The 15,917-nt window shown below is 25.8% G+C and carries 20 protein-coding genes and 1 pseudogene; 10 read left to right on the top strand and 11 right to left on the bottom strand.

Annotation, left to right across the window (positions count from 1 at the left end):
- Positions 1-106 precede the first annotated feature (106 nt).
- Positions 107-1,150 carry an Rpn family recombination-promoting nuclease/putative transposase gene (locus tag DJ007_RS04825; RefSeq protein ID WP_240739270.1) on the top strand — a complete coding sequence of 348 codons (1,044 nt, stop codon included), beginning with the start codon at positions 107-109 and terminating at the stop codon, positions 1,148-1,150.
- Between the two features lie 664 nt (positions 1,151-1,814).
- Positions 1,815-2,440 (top strand): annotated as a pseudogene (locus DJ007_RS04820) (IS1634 family transposase N-terminal domain-related protein); the annotation flags it as partial.
- 113 nt (positions 2,441-2,553) lie between these two features.
- Here DJ007_RS04820 and DJ007_RS04810 read toward each other — a convergent pair.
- From DJ007_RS04810 to rfbA, 7 genes are all read right to left on the bottom strand, one after another.
- Positions 2,554-4,188 (bottom strand): IS1634 family transposase, encoded by a 1,635-nt coding sequence (locus tag DJ007_RS04810; RefSeq protein ID WP_129407806.1) that lies wholly within the window; start codon positions 4,186-4,188, stop codon positions 2,554-2,556.
- 133 nt (positions 4,189-4,321) lie between these two features.
- Positions 4,322-4,804 (bottom strand): polysaccharide biosynthesis protein, encoded by a 483-nt coding sequence (locus DJ007_RS04805; protein ID WP_129408565.1) that lies wholly within the window; start codon positions 4,802-4,804, stop codon positions 4,322-4,324.
- Positions 4,777-5,652 carry an oligosaccharide flippase family protein gene (locus DJ007_RS04800; RefSeq protein WP_129408564.1) on the bottom strand — a complete coding sequence of 292 codons (876 nt, stop codon included), beginning with the start codon at positions 5,650-5,652 and terminating at the stop codon, positions 4,777-4,779. The genes DJ007_RS04805 and DJ007_RS04800 overlap by 28 nt, the downstream gene beginning before the upstream one ends.
- 14 nt (positions 5,653-5,666) lie before the next feature.
- The gene (locus DJ007_RS04795) at positions 5,667-6,764 is read right to left on the bottom strand and encodes a DegT/DnrJ/EryC1/StrS family aminotransferase (RefSeq protein WP_129408563.1); all 1,098 of its coding nucleotides are present in this window, start codon (positions 6,762-6,764) and stop codon (positions 5,667-5,669) included.
- A complete protein-coding gene (locus DJ007_RS04790) occupies positions 6,748-7,179 on the bottom strand; it encodes a sugar 3,4-ketoisomerase (RefSeq protein ID WP_129408562.1) in 432 nt (143 codons plus the stop codon). Before DJ007_RS04790 ends, DJ007_RS04795 begins: the two co-directional genes overlap by 17 nt.
- Positions 7,180-7,182: 3 nt before the next feature.
- Entirely contained in the window at positions 7,183-8,247 is a 1,065-nt protein-coding gene (rfbB, locus tag DJ007_RS04785; protein WP_129408561.1) for a dTDP-glucose 4,6-dehydratase, read from the bottom strand.
- Positions 8,247-9,125: a glucose-1-phosphate thymidylyltransferase RfbA gene (gene rfbA, locus DJ007_RS04780; protein ID WP_129408560.1), complete on the bottom strand. Its 879-nt coding sequence runs from the start codon at positions 9,123-9,125 to the stop codon at positions 8,247-8,249. The genes rfbB and rfbA overlap by 1 nt, the downstream gene beginning before the upstream one ends.
- 261 nt (positions 9,126-9,386) lie before the next feature.
- Here rfbA and DJ007_RS18855 point away from each other — a divergent pair, with 261 nt between their 5' ends.
- Genes DJ007_RS18855 through DJ007_RS04770 form a run of 3 tightly spaced genes read left to right on the top strand, consistent with a single transcriptional unit; the run spans position 9,387 to position 10,573 of the window.
- On the top strand, positions 9,387-9,515 hold the full coding sequence (locus DJ007_RS18855; protein ID WP_276318647.1) for a hypothetical protein: 129 nt from the start codon (positions 9,387-9,389) through the stop codon (positions 9,513-9,515).
- Positions 9,516-9,824 (top strand): IS110 family transposase, encoded by a 309-nt coding sequence (locus tag DJ007_RS19960; RefSeq protein WP_129408559.1) that lies wholly within the window; start codon positions 9,516-9,518, stop codon positions 9,822-9,824.
- Positions 9,821-10,573 carry a transposase gene (locus DJ007_RS04770; protein ID WP_129408558.1) on the top strand — a complete coding sequence of 251 codons (753 nt, stop codon included), beginning with the start codon at positions 9,821-9,823 and terminating at the stop codon, positions 10,571-10,573. The genes DJ007_RS19960 and DJ007_RS04770 overlap by 4 nt, the downstream gene beginning before the upstream one ends.
- Before the next feature lie 188 nt (positions 10,574-10,761).
- Here the strand turns inward: DJ007_RS04770 and DJ007_RS04765 are convergent, their stop codons facing one another.
- The gene (locus tag DJ007_RS04765) at positions 10,762-11,229 is read right to left on the bottom strand and encodes a GNAT family N-acetyltransferase (RefSeq protein WP_129408557.1); all 468 of its coding nucleotides are present in this window, start codon (positions 11,227-11,229) and stop codon (positions 10,762-10,764) included.
- Positions 11,230-11,541: 312 nt separating this feature from the next.
- Positions 11,542-11,721 (bottom strand): hypothetical protein, encoded by a 180-nt coding sequence (locus DJ007_RS04760; RefSeq protein WP_129408541.1) that lies wholly within the window; start codon positions 11,719-11,721, stop codon positions 11,542-11,544.
- Positions 11,722-11,794: 73 nt separating this feature from the next.
- Here DJ007_RS04760 and DJ007_RS04755 point away from each other — a divergent pair, with 73 nt between their 5' ends.
- Positions 11,795-11,923 carry a transposase gene (locus DJ007_RS04755; RefSeq protein ID WP_129408540.1) on the top strand — a complete coding sequence of 43 codons (129 nt, stop codon included), beginning with the start codon at positions 11,795-11,797 and terminating at the stop codon, positions 11,921-11,923.
- A gap of 140 nt (positions 11,924-12,063) precedes the next feature.
- Positions 12,064-12,399 carry an IS3 family transposase gene (locus tag DJ007_RS19955; RefSeq protein WP_165974011.1) on the top strand — a complete coding sequence of 112 codons (336 nt, stop codon included), beginning with the start codon at positions 12,064-12,066 and terminating at the stop codon, positions 12,397-12,399.
- A gap of 236 nt (positions 12,400-12,635) precedes the next feature.
- Here DJ007_RS19955 and DJ007_RS04745 read toward each other — a convergent pair whose 3' ends face one another.
- A complete protein-coding gene (locus DJ007_RS04745) occupies positions 12,636-13,853 on the bottom strand; it encodes a lipopolysaccharide biosynthesis protein (protein WP_129408556.1) in 1,218 nt (405 codons plus the stop codon).
- A 286-nt stretch (positions 13,854-14,139) separates the two neighbouring features.
- Between DJ007_RS04745 and DJ007_RS04740 the strand changes: the two genes are divergently transcribed.
- From DJ007_RS04740 to DJ007_RS04730, 3 genes are all read left to right on the top strand, one after another.
- On the top strand, positions 14,140-14,430 hold the full coding sequence (locus DJ007_RS04740) for a transposase (RefSeq protein WP_165974010.1): 291 nt from the start codon (positions 14,140-14,142) through the stop codon (positions 14,428-14,430).
- Positions 14,431-14,652: 222 nt separating this feature from the next.
- The gene (locus DJ007_RS04735; protein ID WP_165974009.1) at positions 14,653-15,225 is read left to right on the top strand and encodes a DDE-type integrase/transposase/recombinase; all 573 of its coding nucleotides are present in this window, start codon (positions 14,653-14,655) and stop codon (positions 15,223-15,225) included.
- The gene (locus DJ007_RS04730; RefSeq protein WP_129408553.1) at positions 15,213-15,518 is read left to right on the top strand and encodes an integrase core domain-containing protein; all 306 of its coding nucleotides are present in this window, start codon (positions 15,213-15,215) and stop codon (positions 15,516-15,518) included. The genes DJ007_RS04735 and DJ007_RS04730 overlap by 13 nt, the downstream gene beginning before the upstream one ends.
- 32 nt (positions 15,519-15,550) lie before the next feature.
- Here the strand turns inward: DJ007_RS04730 and DJ007_RS04725 are convergent, their stop codons facing one another.
- Positions 15,551-15,901 carry an IS3 family transposase gene (locus tag DJ007_RS04725; RefSeq protein ID WP_129408552.1) on the bottom strand — a complete coding sequence of 117 codons (351 nt, stop codon included), beginning with the start codon at positions 15,899-15,901 and terminating at the stop codon, positions 15,551-15,553.
- Between the last annotated feature and the right edge of the window lie 16 nt (positions 15,902-15,917).

Here is a 15,917-nt window from a genome sequence, read left to right as displayed (position 1 = left end):
GAAGTTTTTTATCTTTTTCATTCTATTATGGTATAATTATAATAAACATAACTATCAAATCCATCAAAATACTCAAAAAATTAAAACTTGGATATTATTAAATATTATGCTACCAGAAAAGGTGAAATATATGGGACTATACGACCAGCTATTTAAAGAAATTTTTCAGGATAAAGAAATGCTTGTTGAATTTATTAGAATGTTTCTTCCTGTTTTTAAACAATACAAAATTACACCAGAACAAATAACCATTGAAAAAACTCAATTTACTGATTTAAAATACGGCGATAAGGAATCTGATCTTTTATTTAAAATCAATTATTTAAATAATGACGCTTATGTTTTTCTTTTACTAGAACATCAATCTTCTGTTGATTATTTAATGCAATTTAGAATTCTCGAATATATGGTTAGAATATGGAGAAACTATATAAACAAACATAAGGATTTATCAAAAAGAAAGAATTTTAAACTACCTCCAATTATTCCTGTTGTTTTTTACAACGGAAATAGAAAATGGACTGCTGAAATATGGTATATGGAAAAGATAAACAACTGGCAAACCTTTATGGATTACACACCAAAATTCAAATATGAAATAATTGATTTAACCCAAATAAAAAGAGAAAAATTAATAGGAATAAAAAATGCACTTGGATTGTTATTAAGCATAGACAGAACAGACAAAAAAGGAATAAAAGAAGCGTTTAAAGAGATTGAAAAAGCATTTAAAGAATTACCAGAAAAAGAAAAGAAAAAATTTACAGAGTACTTGAACAATTTCCTGAAGGTTTTAAGTCGAAAGAATGGAATTGAAATGATTGAAATAGATATTGAGAGTGGAGAGGAGGAATCTCATATGTTTGAAAACTTTGTTAAAGCCATTGATGAATCGTTAAAAGAAAGTTATGAGAAAGGTGTCGCTATTGGTATTGAAAAAGGGATTGAGAAAGGGATTGAAGAAGGAAAAAAAGAAGCAGCAATAAAATTAGCAAAAACGTTATTGTTTAAAAAATTCGGTGATAAAATTAAATCATATCTACCAAACATTGAAAATTTAGATTTAAAAGACCTGGATTATATATCAGGAAATATTTTCGATCTCACCTTTGATGAAACTGTCAAAATAATAAAAAAATCCTCAAATTAAGTTAATAATTATCGTTTCAATCAACTAACGTCAGGGATAAACTCTGACGTTTCAGATTGTAGACAAACCTCTTTGCAAAATCAAACAAAGAGTTTTTTTGTCTGAAATATAGAATTGAAAAAATTTTAAAGTTCAAATCCATATTTTTACAATTAAATTATACCATAACTCAACTACACCATTTTTCTTTTTCGAAAAATGGCAAGAATTTGACCCCACTGATTTTAGAAAATAAAATTTAATAAATAAAAAATATATACCGTGGGCCACATTCTAAAACCAACTTTAGAAGGATCCACGGTGATCATATATTTTATTTTATTATCATTTTCATGATACCACTATTCTCATATCTTTCTAAATTGATAAATTTTTCCAAAAATAACATTCTATTTAAAATATAGTATTTGAATCAGGTTTATATTTCGGAATTAAAATTCTAATATTTATTGGTGGATAATTAAAATTCACCTGCCTTTGACAGCAATTTGGCGATTTTAAGGGAAATGGAACGGTAGAATGCGGGTTTGAGGCGTGTATTTTTCAGGAAGTCGAAAAATTGTGTGGCTAACTTTTGTTACAGAGAATTAACTATAATTAGTAATATATTAGTCCTTTTGGTGGTATAATATATATGACAACCACTGAAAGGAGATGTTTTAAAATGTATCCTAAAATATCAAAAGTGAAAGGAAAAAGATATTTAAGGATAATGGAAAGCAAAAGAGAAAATGGAAAAGTGAAACAGCATACAGTAATAAATTTTGGAAATATAGATAAGTATAGTAAAAAAGATATAACAAAACTTGTAGATAGTCTTTTTAAAATATTTGAAATAGATGAATATGAAAAAATAGAAGATGATTTAATGGAAGAAATAGCAAGAAGAAATTACGGAGCCAAAGTAATAGTAAATAAGATATTTGAAAGATATGAGATGAAAAGATATTTTGAAAGACTGGATAAAGAAATAAAATACAATGCAGAAGAAATGTTAAAAATAATGGTGATGAATAGAATAGTAGAACCGAAGAGTAAATTGGGAATATTTAATAATTTAGAGTATTTTGGATATAACAAAGTGGAAGTTAAAAAAGAAAAAGACCTGGAAGAAAAGATGTAATGTTGCACTGGTTATACAGAACATTGGATATATTAGCAGATAATAAAGAGTCGATAGAAAAACATATGTATAATCAAAGGATAAGTTTGTTTAATACAACGGTAGATTTAGTATTTTACGATGTAACAACATTAGCGTTTGAAACACACCTGAGTTTGACACTATTATTATCAACAAAATTCTAAAAAGTAGAATTATTCAAAAAAATAGCTATTGTTAACTTTTTATAAAAAGAGAAATTAGCCACACACCTCCTCCTTTTTGGCTTTTCATGCGTGTTTTAGGAGATTATTTTTTTAAATTCATCTAATTCCATCATTTTTTTCGGTTTTTCTATTTTTAATGTTTTTAATATGGCTTTTTGAAAATCGTTTAAATTGGCTCTTAATGCAAATAATTTGTCTTTTAATCTTATTTCAGAGTATTCCATTTTTTTTATAGCTTCTCTTATTTTTTCATGAGAGTATTCAATATTATTTTTTTCCAGTTCTAATTCTAATGTTCTTTGAATTATGTAAGATATGAAACTCATTACAATATGTCCTTTTATTCTTTTCGGTGTCCAATGAAATACCGGTCTTGTTTCAAGATAATTTTTTAATGTTCTGAATGTTTCTTCTACTTTCCATAATGTATGATATTGTTCTAATATTTCTTTTGGAGATAGTTTTGTGTTTGTTATTATTCCATAGTATCCATCGTATTTTTCATCATTTTCTATTTTTTCTATGTCCAATATATAATTTTGTTTGTTCTGTTCTTTTAAATATTTTTTCGCTCCTCTTTTACTTTTTGAATCTATATTTCCTTCTTCTAACATTTTTTTCGCTTTTTCTATTAATCGTAGTCTATCTGCTCTGTCTTTTTTGGCTCTTTCTTCTGAATATATTATGAGTAATCTTTTATTTTCATATTCTACTTCTCTATATTTTATTCCTTTTGCTATTTCTATGAATTCTCCTTCAAATATATTTACTTTTTTTAACTGTTTTATTGATTTTCCTACTATGAATTCATAATTAGAATTTTCTACTACTTCTATATTTTTTTTACTCATCATTCCTCTATCTGCTACTACTATTACTTTTCCTAATTGATATTCTTTTTTCATTTTTTCTATTGAATCTTTAAATGTATGCCCTTCAAATGTATTTCCTGCATATATATCAAAACTAACTGGCATTCTATCCTGATCTATTGACATCCCTAATACTACTTGCGACTCATTAAATTTCTTATCCTTTGAATATCCCATTTGTAATATTTCATTTGTTTGTTGTGTTTCAAACGCTAATGTTGTTACATCGTAAAATACTAAATCTACCGTTGTATTAAACAAACTTATCCTTTGATTATACATATGTTTTTCTATCGACTCTTTATTATCTGCTAATATATCCAATGTTCTGTATAACCAGTGCAACATTACATCTTTTTCTTCCAGGTCTTTTTCTTTTTTAACTTCCACTTTGTTATATCCAAAATACTCTAAATTATTAAATATTCCCAATTTACTCTTCGGTTCTACTATTCTATTCATCACCATTATTTTTAACATTTCTTCTGCATTGTATTTTATTTCTTTATCCAGTCTTTCAAAATATCTTTTCATCTCATATCTTTCAAATATCTTATTTACTATTACTTTGGCTCCGTAATTTCTTCTTGCTATTTCTTCCATTAAATCATCTTCTATTTTTTCATATTCATCTATTTCAAATATTTTAAAAAGACTATCTACAAGTTTTGTTATATCTTTTTTACTATACTTATCTATATTTCCAAAATTTATTACTGTATGCTGTTTCACTTTTCCATTTTCTCTTTTGCTTTCCATTATCCTTAAATATCTTTTTCCTTTCACTTTTGATATTTTAGGATACATTTTAAAACATCTCCTTTCAGTGGTTGTCATATATATTATACCACCAAAAGGACTAATATATTACTAATTATAGTTAATTCTCTGTAACAAAAGTTAGCCACACAATTTTTCGACTTCCTGAAAAATACACGCCTCAAACCCGCATTCTACCGTTCCATTTCCCTTAAAATCGCCAAATTGCTGTCAAAGGCAGGAAACTCATAACAATAATTAAAATTGCCCAGGAAAATATATATCTTGCTGATATTGTTTTATCCTTTAAATTATATCTAACATTTAATACATGAAAAAATAAAAGGAAGAAATAAGATATTAATGTTGTTATTGCTGCAATTTCATATCCAAATTTTGGTATTAATAATATATTTAATATTATATTTATTATTCCAGCTAATAATGTACCTATAGATATCGATCCTGTTTTTTTATAGAAAAACGCAAAGTTTACATATATTGTATATAAAAATTGCATATAATATGATGCAACTATTATCGAAATTATTGTTAGTGAAGAATTATAACTTTTAGGTGCCATTATTAATCCTAGTTCAGGTACTATTATAAATATTAAGGATAATATTATTACATATATCTCATTATAATATTTTGATTTAGTATTTATTTCTCTTCTTTTATTTTCATACATTTTATCATAAAACCATGGAACCACGCAAGATTTGTTGCTCCTAATATTATCAAGGGAATCATGCCTAACGTATATGCATAACTATATAATCCTACTTTTCCTGATCCCATTATTTTTTGTATCGCTAATCTGTCAAACTGAGATAAAATAAGACCAGATAAATGATGTGGAATTAGAGGAACACTTATTAACATTGAGTATTTCCATGCCTTTTTAAATAATATTTTTTTCCCTTTTAATAATACTACTAAAAATAATATTGAAGATATAATAAATTTAGAAAATATATCTCCATATATTTTACCCTTATAACTTTTAATTATTAATAATATATATATAGACATTCCAATATTTAATAGTGAAGATAATAAACTTAATAAAGTTTTCTTTTTATAATTTTTTTCGAATACTAATTTTGTTATAAAAAAATTAATGATAAAAGAAAAATACCCTGATAATAACGAAAAAATAATTATATCTTCAGTAATTTTTAATTTTATTGATAAATATTTTTTAAAAAATATAATTCCACTAGCTATAAAAAGAAAATTAATTAATGATAAAAACAATATCGAGGATAAAAATTCATCTTTTGTATGTTTGAAATCATATAACCCTGTTCCAATTGAACTATTCAAGTCTAATCCTGTAATTATAGCAAATATTCCTACTAAAACCATATATATAGATACTAATCCATATTCTTTAACTGATAATAATCTTGTAAAAATCGGAAGAGTTATAAATGCCATTCCTTTTAACATAAAATCTGTTATTATATACCATATTCCAGATTTTACTGTTATATTATCTTTTATAAGCCTTTTTATTATATTAATTATTCTCACCTCTTACTAAACGCTCATTCACTATACTTATTTATAAACTTCACAACATATTTCATTTCTTCTTTTGACATTCCATTGTACAAAGGTAAACTCAATATACTTTCTGAATATTTTTCAGTTATAGGAAAATCCCCTTTCTTATATCCAAACTCTCTATACGCACCAGAAAGATGTGGTGGAATTGGATAATGAATTTGGGTATAAATTCCACCACTTTCTAAATATTTTTGAAAGTTATTTCTATTTTTGGTTTTTACTACAAACAAATGCCAAACATGTTTAGATTTATCCTGTATTTTCGGCAATTCAATTAGCGGATTATTGATATTTTTTAAGTAAAATTCAGCAATTTTTTCTCTTTCTTCATTTAATTCATTTAAGTGTTTTAATTTTACATTTAATAAAGCTGATTGAATCTCATCTAACCTAGAATTAACTCCTTCTATTTCATGATAATACTTTTTCACACTACCATAATTTCTTAATAATTTAATTTTATCAGCAATATTCTTGTTATTTGTAACTATAGCTCCACCATCTCCAAATGCTCCAAGATTTTTTGTAGGAAAAAAACTAAAACAACCAATCTCTCCAAATGTTCCAACTTTTTGCCCATTATATTCTGCACCATGTGCTTGAGCACAATCTTCAATTACATATAAATTATACTTTTTAGCTATTTTCATAATTTTTTCCATGTTAGCTGGTTGACCATATAAATGAACTACTAATATAGCTTTTGTCTTATCAGTTATTTTTTCTTCTATTTTATCTGGATCAATATTAAAATATTCATCTGGTTCTACAAAAGTTGGAATTAAATCATTTTCAGTTACACCTAATACAGAAGCTATATAAGTATTTGCAGGAACAATAACTTCTGACTCTTCAGGTAAATTTAATGCTCTAAATGCTAGTATAAGAGCATCTAATCCTGAATTTACTCCTACACAATATTTTGCTCCTATATAATTAGAGAAGTTTGTTTCAAATTTCTCTACATTTTTTCCTAATATATACCATCCTGATTCTAAAACTTCTATAGCAGCCTTGTTATATTCTTCTTTATATTTCAAATATTGATATTTCAAGTCATTAAAAGGTATTTTCATTCCAATACCCACCTTTCACCATTTCTATAAATTCATCATAATTCCTAATATAATCATTTTCATTATAATAATCTGAAGCTAATACGAGCAAAATACTGTTATCTTTTAACCATTTCATCGTATGCCATACACCTTCCCCAAGATATAATGCCTCAGAAGGATTGTCTAAAATATGTTGCTTTTTTAATTTACCATTATCAACTTCCACTTCAATTTTTCCATATATGCAAATCAAAATCTGTTTTAATTTTTTATGAGCATGATGTCCTCGAATTATGTCTTTTTTTACTTCGTAAGTATAGTATACCCTTTTTATTTCAAAAGGTATATGATGTTGTGATTCTATAAATGTTAAAAAACCTTCGTTTAAATTTGATGTATTTATTTTTGGAATTTTTATAATTTCTGTATTCATGTTTCACCTCGTCAAGTAATTCTTCTCATAAAACTCCAAATATTCACCAGATATTACTCTTTCCATCCAATCCTTGTTTTCCAAATACCATTCTATTGTTTTTTCTATCCCTTCATCAAACATTATTTCTGGTTCCCATCCTGTTTCTTCTTTTATTTTTGTTGGATCTATTCCATATCTTCTGTCATGTCCCAATCTATCTTTTACGTGTTTTATTAATCCTTCATTTATTTTTTCATCTCCTGTTTTTTCTCTTAATATTTCTATTATTTTTTTTACTATGTATATGTTTTCTTTTTCGTTGTGACCACCTATATTATATACTTCTCCTGTTTTTCCTTTTTCAAATACTAAGTCTATTGCTCTACAATGATCTGTTACATATAACCAATCTCTTATTTGTTTTCCATCTCCATATACTGGTAATTCTTTGTGTTTTAATGCATTGTTTATCATTAACGGTATTAATTTTTCTGGAAATTGATATGGTCCATAGTTGTTTGAACATCTTGTTATATTTACTGGCATTTTGTATGTGTCATGATATGCTTTTACTATTAAATCTGCACTGGCTTTACTTGCTGAGTATGGACTGTGTGGATCTAATGGTGTTTTTTCTGTGAAGTATCCTGTTGGTCCTAATGAGCCATATACTTCATCTGTTGATACCTGTAAGAATTTTACTCCGCTTTTGTATTTTTGTGGTTCTTTTTCCCAGTATTTTTTTGCTACGTTTAATAATGTTTGTGTGCCCAGTATGTTTGTTTTGAGAAATATTTGTGGATCTAATATTGATCTATCTACATGGCTTTCTGCTGCAAAGTTTATTATTCCTTCTATTTTGTATTCTTCGAATATATATTCTATTAATTCCTGGTTATTTATATCCCCTTTTATGAATATAAACCTTTCTTTTTGTTCTGGTGTTAGTTTTTCTAAATTTTCTAAGTTTCCTGCATAGGTTAATTTATCTAATCCTATTATTTTTCTATCTTTATATTTTTCAAGATAATAATATACAAAATTACTTCCTATGAATCCTGCTACGCCTGTTACCAATATGTTCATTATTTTTCCTCCAATTCATCTGCAATTCTCAATATATATTTTCCATAATCTGTTTTTTCGTACTTTTTTCCTAATTTTATTAATTGCTCTTTATCAATCCATTTATTTCTATATGCAATTTCTTCAATACAAGACACATATAATCCTGTTCTTTTTTGAATTGTCTTTACAAAATCAGTTGCGTTCGCTAAACCATCATATGTGCCTGTATCTAACCAGGCATAACCTCTTCCCAATAAACTTACTTTTAACTTACCTTCCTTTAAATACTCTTTATTTAAATCTGTTATTTCCAATTCCCCTCTTTTTGATGGTTTTAAACTTTTTGCTTTTTCAACAACTGTATTATCATAAAAATATAATCCAGGAATTGCATAATGTGATTTTGGATTTTCTGGTTTTTCTTCTAAAGATAATACTTTCCCTTTATCATCAAATTCAACTACTCCAAAATCTCTAGGATTATTTACATAATACCCAAATATTAATGCACCATCTTTTAGTTTTGAAGCTTCTTCTAATATTAGCCTAAATCCAACTCCATAAAATACATTATCTCCAAGTATTAAAGACACTGGCTCATCTTTTATAAATTCTTCACCCACTATAAATGCATCTGCTAAGCCTTTTGGCTTTTCTTGAATTTTATATTCAATGTTCATTCCCAAATGATTTCCATTACCAAATAAATTTTTATATAAATCTACATACTCTGGGTTTGAAATAATTAAGACGTCTCTAATTTTTGCTAACATCAATATAGATAAAGGATAATATATCATGGGTTTATCATAAATTGGCAATAATTGTTTACTAATCGCGTGTGTAATAGGATATAATCTAGTTCCACTTCCACCTGCTAATATTATACCTTTCATTTTTTTCACCTCTCGTGTATACTGTTATTGAATAATTAATAAATTTGATAATTATTTTTAAAAAAAGAATTCTAACTCTGAGTTATTATTTAACTATAGTAATTCTATCACCTCTTGCACTTTAAGTGCTCTAAAAAGTCTGACTAACTTTGGTATATAAGTTGAATTGCTACCGGAGAATGAGCATTAGCTCCTACATACAGCGAGACTCTTTTCTTATATACCCAGAGTTAGAATTTAATCTAGAAAGGTTGTGTTTTTATGTTGTTTGTTGGTATTGATGTTTCTAAAGATAAGCTTGATTATTTCCTTAATAATTCTATCAAAGGCGTTGTTGATAATTCTATCGATGGTTATGAGATACTTGTTTCTATTTTTAAAGATAAGTAGTTGCTTTTTGTCTTAGAACCTACTGGTATTTATTCTAATAATATCATTATCTTTCTTAAATCTCATGGATTTAATAATTTATATATTGTTGCTCCTTATGATGTTTCTAATACCAGAAAGATCCTTAACTGGCCTAAGACTGATAAATTAGACGCTAAAATTATTCAAAAAACTGCTCATAAATTCCCGGAGAATCTTACTCCTTTTGTTCCTAAGGATTCTTTTTTGAATCTCTTAGAGAACTTACTCGCTCTAGATTCCATATTTCTCATCAGCTTGCTGCTGAAAAAACTTATCTCGCTGAGTTGATTGCTGCTTATTTCCCAGGTTTATCTAAGAAACTTAATTTATCAAAAACTCTTTTAACTATTTTATCCGACTATTCTGCTGATGATATTGTTAATATGTCCATTCAAGATTTGTTTGATATTGTCGCTTCTTTATCAAAAAGAAAACTTGGTATTGATTTTGCTAAAAAACTTAAATCCATTATTACTAAAATTTATCGTTCTACTTTAAATGATTTTAATACAGCCAATTTTAATATTGCTCTTGCTTTTGATAGAGTTAAACTTTTAAAATCTCAAATCAAGCGTATCGACAAACAACTAGAATTATATTTTAAACGTATTAATACAACTCTTGATACTATTCCAGGTGTTTCTGTTGTTTTATCTGTTTCTATTATTTCTGAGATTGTTAATATTGATAATTTCGCATCTGATTCTAAGCTTTCTTCTTATGCTGGGTTACGTTGGGATTTAAATGACTCCGGTAAAAAAATTGACAATCACAAAAATTTATCCAAAAAGGGTAATAAGTATTTGCGTTATTATCTTTATCAGGCTGCTTCTTTAGCTATTATGAATGACCCGGTTTCTAAAGCTTATTACAAAAAGAAAAGAGCTCAAGGTAAAATTCACAAAGCTGCTGTCGTTTTAACTGCTAGAAAATTATTTAGAAGTATTTTCTATATGCTTAAAAATAATGTCCCTTATAACCCTATCGAATTATCTCAACCTTCTAAAAAGGTGGTCTTTTTAAAAGATATTTCATAATAGTTAAAAAATTCCAATTTAATATTCTCTTTGTCTCTGCACTTTGTGCATAATCCTTTTTATTCCTTTTTTCATTTATCGTATATACCATTTACAATTCTGTTAATTTTTTTGTTTTTTTTCGTTCCACTCTTGATTTAAGACCGGAGACTATAACTTTAAATCATCTTTAAACATGCAATACCATATTAAATCACAATATCCTCCGTTAATATATACATGTTTTCTAAAAATCCCTTCTTTTTAAAACCAAATTTTTCATAGAATCTTATAGCTCTCTTGTTTGTAGATAATACATTTAAATATATTTTATTGAGATTAATTGCATTAAAACCGTATTTTAATATTTCTCCTGTTGCTTTTGTGGATATTCCCATACCCCAATATTTTTTTCTCAGTACAATAGCATATTCAGCATGCCTATCAATATAATTTATATTTTTCAAGCTTACAGTTCCAGCATATTCTTTATTTACTTCTATTGCGTAATGGAGATTTTCTTTACTTTCCCAACTTTCTTTTATAAAGTCTATCATCTTTTTTTTAGAATAAGGATACCTTGTAAATATAAAATTGCTCGAAATCTCCTCATCTTCAATAAACTCAAACATATATTCTATATCTTCTATCTTTAAACTTCTTAACTTAAAATCCAATTTCTTTCCCCCTTTTTAAGATAGAATTACTATTATCTCCCAAATTTCATTCTTTTTATTATTTAAAACGAGCTTATCATAAAATATTTTTATATTTTTTGTATTTATTTTAATCTTTGGCTTACTTCCAAATTATTTTTATTTTTCTGTTTTGTTTATCCCTTCACTATTTTTTGCCTTAAACTAGCCCTTTATTCCAGCTGAATCAATTTTTTTGAGTTTCCTTACATTCCTTCGTTCTATTTGAGGATAGTGAGTTCGATTTTTCTTAAATTAAGGATTTTCTCATAATTGGAAAATTCTGCATTTTACCTATACATATACCCTTTCTGTGTCATACTTTGCTTTACTTTTTGCTATTTTAAATATTATTCTTAACATTTTTAATCCTATTGCTACTATTGCTTGCATCCTTTTTAATGGATTATTTCCCTTTTCCCTCAACTTTTCATATTTTTTCTTCACCCCGTTATTGCATTTGATTTCTAGCACAATTCCACCTAGAAGATTTGGAAAAAATAAGAAACTTGGTTTCTAATATTAAAGAAAGATAGAGGTGAGTTTAATGAGAAAACATAAAAATTTTTCTCCTGATCTCAAATTTCAAGTTGTTAAGGAATACCTTAATTCTGATGAGTCTCAAAACGATATTTGTTCTGAATATAATATTTCTCCATATGCCTTTTCTATATGAATTAAAATATATGGGGAATAGTTTGTTTTTTGTTGTTAAAGGAACCAGAAAACCTCATTTTAAAGGTTTTTCTTTTACCAGTGATGGTGAAAAGGTTTCTGATGATTATATCAAGCAATTACTTATAAATTTATTATCTGTTGATAATCTTATCTCATTTTTTTTACAAAACTCTTGGCTCTAAGAAGTTATCTGCTATTTTTAGACAAAAGTATAATATTATTATTAATCACAAGAAGATTCACAGATTAAGAAAAGAATTAAATTTAATTAGAAACTATCATTATCCTCCCAAACACCCAAGAAAAAGACCTAAAAAAACCATGATATTACTAAACCAAATCAATATTGGGAATCTGATATTAAATTTATTCCTACTTCTGTTCAACATGAATTTGTTGAATCTATTGATTTTAATTATATTGATGATGTTTATAATTATTATATTTCATATATTTATTTTTATAATAATTTAATACCTCATGGTTATTTACATTATTTTACTCCAGATTTCGTTTTTAATCTTTTTTCTGATCAAATTAACAATATTGAATTATATGAAATTAAATCTATTAATTTTAATGACTTTGTTATTTGTGTGAAAAAATAAGTTTTTATTTTTACCTTCTCTAATATTTGAGGTAGAACACTATTTATTCCTTAAATCGTTTCTATTATCCATTTTTACTTATAAGGTTCTCCCCATTTCTTTTTAACTTTTAGGTGCAAAATTTTTTAAATCAAATCTATTATATTTATTATAATAAAAAATTACTATTATTAATATCAATCTAATAAAACTAGATATCAATAACCCTAAACAAAAGCCCCAAAGACCATATAGTTTTAAAAAATAAATAGACAAAAACATATAACTTAATATATCAATTCCATTTATAAATAATTGCCATTTAGCACTAAAAAACTTTAAAATTATAGAATTCATAATATTACCTATTGTTCTTATAATAATGTACAGTGTAGTAACATTTAAGTATTTTAAAGCCTCTTCATATAATTGTGGATATAAAAAAACTAAAAAATATTTATTAACCAGAATAATAATAAAATACCCAATGCTTCCAAATACAATCGATATAATTAACAAAAGATTAAAGTAAAAATTATTAAAGCTCTTCATATTAGATAAATAACTAAGTAGTACTCCTACTACAGAGTTTGCAGCTAAAGAAAAAGTTTTTCCTAAAATACTTGCAGCAAAATATATTGATAATTCTTCTCCTCCCAGCAAAGGAAAAATTATTAATTTATCTACATAAGTTAACAAACTAACCAAAATACCTGATATTGCAAGTAAAGATGTTTCTTTAACTGTTTGTTTAAATAAACTGGTTCTTTTAAAAGGCTCTTTTAATATTGAAGTTTTTATCAAAATATAAATAAAACTAAAAAAACTACCAAAAAAAAATATATATATCCATTTCCGTGTATATAAAAAAAACTGATATCCAAACATATAACCTATAAATATTAAAAAATTATTTAATAAAATTTTTTTATAATTTAGTTTTATTCTAAATTCAACACTTGCATATGAATTTAGCACTAATAAAACTGAGATTATCACAACAATAATTAATTCATAAAAAGTTAAAAATTTACCATAATAGATACTCCCTATTATTACAAAAAATATATCCATTATTATACTAATGATTAACAAAATATTAAAATCACCTTTATGTTCTAATTTTTCATATTTTTTAGATTGAATCAATCTAGAATTATTTAATACATTCCCAAAAATAGCAACAGATAAATTTATTAATGATATTAATGCTAATACTTGACCATAATATTCTTTATCCATTTTTAATGCTATTTTAGGAAGTATGTAAAATTGCAACACAAAAATTGGAATAAAAGTAGCTATTATGTTAAAAAAAGAATTTAAAAAAAACTTTCTCATTAAAAGCACCACCTAATTTTATCTAGAAAATATTTTTTGTTATTAATTATTCTAACACATTAGTCTTATCCAAGATCAATGGATAGTCTAAATTTAACCAAAAATAGCATTTTAATTTATGCAACTTTTTTCTAACAAATTTAATGCTTCATATACTTTTTCTTGTGAAGTCATGTAATTGATAGAACTGTGTATTCTTTTTCTATCGTAATCACCCCTTGGAAAATTTGGAGAAAAAATAAGAAAATGATATTATTAAACTAAAGAAATGAAAGGGGTGTCTTATATGAGAAAAAAGAAAAAATATCCTTCTGATTTTAAACTTCAGGTTGTTAAGGAATACCTTAATTCTGATAAATCTCAAAACGATATTTGTTCTGAATATAATATTTCTCAATCTGCCTTTTCTAGATGGATTAAAAAATATGTGGATTCTGGTTATGATGATAACATTTTTAATTCTAAAAAAGGAAGACCTAACTCTATTATTTCTGATATTTCTAAGGTTCCTCCTTTTATTTATGAGTCTGTTGGTATTGTTAAATCTGATAATAATTCCAATGATGCTATTCTTTAAAAAGGAAACTTGAATATTATGAACATCTTCTTCTTGAAAAAGATGTACTTCTTAAAATTCAAGAAGATGAAATTAAACTTTTGAAAAAAAACAAAACTGGAAAAAGTGACTTTTATTGGTGATTTGTTGATCATTTCTAAATTTACTAATTTTGGTATTTCTTTGTATTTCCTTCTCAGGAAATACAACATTAAACCCTCTACTTTTTATTACAAGAATAGATTGTTTTTTGTTGTTAAAAGAAACAGAAAATTTTATTTTAAAGGTCATTTCTATACTGTTGATGGTAAAAAAGTTTTTGATGAATATATTAAACAATTGCTTGTTGAATTGTTATCTGTTGATGACCCTTTGAATCCTGAATTTTTCTACAAAACTCTGGGTTCTAAGAAGTTATCTGCTATTTTTAGACAAAAGTATAATATTATTATTAATCACAAAAAGATTCACAGATTAAGAAAAGAATTAAATCTTATTAGAAATTATCATCATCACCCTAAACATCTAAGAAAAAGACCTAAAAACCATGATATTACTAAACCTAATCAATATTGGGAATCTGACATTAAATTTATCCCTACTAAATATGATGGTTATATTCCCATACTTAGCATAATCGATGCTTTTGATAGGTCTATTGTTGGTGTTTATATCGGTAATTCTATTAAAGCTAAAGATTTTATTTCTACTCTTAGCAAAGCTATTGTATTTAGAGGAGCTGATCCTGATTACCTTATTATCAGAACTGACAATGGACATTTGCTAAAATTACTGCTGCTTTTATGGAAGAACTAAATATTACACACGAATTTGGTTACAAAAATAATCCGAATTCTCAAGCTTATATTGAGTCATTTCATTCTAGTGTTCAACATGAGTTTGTTGAATCTATTGATTTTAATTATATTGAAGATGTTTATAATTATTATATTTCATATATTTACTTTTATAATAATTTAAGACCTCATGGCTCTTTACATTATTTTACTCCAGATTTTGTTTTTAATCTTTTTTCTGATCAAAATAATAATCTTGAAGAATTTAAATCTATTAATTTTAATGACTTTGTTGTTTGTGTGAAAAAATAAGCTTTTCTTATTTTATCTCCAATAGTTAGGGGTCAATCCGCACACCATTTCTGGTTTATCGTTGTTGTTTCAAAATCCCGATTTATTATGTTTAGCAATTGTTTGATTCCTTCTTTTGTTTTGTGATTCTTAAATTTTCTTATTACTATTGATCGGATTTTTAATTTTTTCATCCTCTTTTGAACTGTTTTTATATTAACCTTTATACCAGTCTTTTCTAATATTTTTTGTATCTTTGGTGCTCCATAGCGTTTTTTACTATCATAATATATCTCCAATATTTTTTGATCTAGTATTTCATTGAACTTTTCTAGCTTGCTTTTTTTACGATTTTTTGCTTTATAATATGTGCTCCTTGGAAATTTTAATACTTTACATATCATTATTACAGGGTAATAT

The sequence above is a fragment of the Marinitoga lauensis genome (assembly GCF_004135675.1).
GTDB classification, from domain to species: Bacteria; Thermotogota; Thermotogae; order Petrotogales; family Petrotogaceae; genus Marinitoga; species Marinitoga lauensis.
Note: the sequence above shows the minus strand (reverse complement) of the source record. Positions and strands in the feature narration are given on the sequence as shown.

Bases quoted from the DNA above. Each gene is read 5' to 3' on its own strand.
- rfbA (WP_129408560.1), bottom strand. From the start codon at position 9,125: ATGAAAGGTATAATATTAGCAGGTGGAAGTGGAACTAGATTATATCCT.
- DJ007_RS04825 (WP_240739270.1), top strand. From the start codon at position 107: ATGCTACCAGAAAAGGTGAAATATATGGGACTATACGACCAGCTATTT.
- DJ007_RS04725 (WP_129408552.1), bottom strand. From the start codon at position 15,901: ATGATATGTAAAGTATTAAAATTTCCAAGGAGCACATATTATAAAGCA.
- DJ007_RS04805 (WP_129408565.1), bottom strand. From the start codon at position 4,804: ATGTATGAAAATAAAAGAAGAGAAATAAATACTAAATCAAAATATTAT.
- DJ007_RS04730 (WP_129408553.1), top strand. From the start codon at position 15,213: ATGGAAGAACTAAATATTACACACGAATTTGGTTACAAAAATAATCCG.
- DJ007_RS04755 (WP_129408540.1), top strand. From the start codon at position 11,795: ATGAGAAAACATAAAAATTTTTCTCCTGATCTCAAATTTCAAGTTGTT.
- DJ007_RS04745 (WP_129408556.1), bottom strand. From the start codon at position 13,853: ATGAGAAAGTTTTTTTTAAATTCTTTTTTTAACATAATAGCTACTTTT.
- DJ007_RS04740 (WP_165974010.1), top strand. From the start codon at position 14,140: ATGAGAAAAAAGAAAAAATATCCTTCTGATTTTAAACTTCAGGTTGTT.
- DJ007_RS04795 (WP_129408563.1), bottom strand. From the start codon at position 6,764: ATGAAAATACCTTTTAATGACTTGAAATATCAATATTTGAAATATAAA.
- DJ007_RS04790 (WP_129408562.1), bottom strand. From the start codon at position 7,179: ATGAATACAGAAATTATAAAAATTCCAAAAATAAATACATCAAATTTA.
- DJ007_RS04810 (WP_129407806.1), bottom strand. From the start codon at position 4,188: ATGACAACCACTGAAAGGAGATGTTTTAAAATGTATCCTAAAATATCA.
- rfbB (WP_129408561.1), bottom strand. From the start codon at position 8,247: ATGAACATATTGGTAACAGGCGTAGCAGGATTCATAGGAAGTAATTTT.
- DJ007_RS18855 (WP_276318647.1), top strand. From the start codon at position 9,387: ATGTTGTTTGTTGGTATTGATGTTTCTAAAGATAAGCTTGATTATTTC.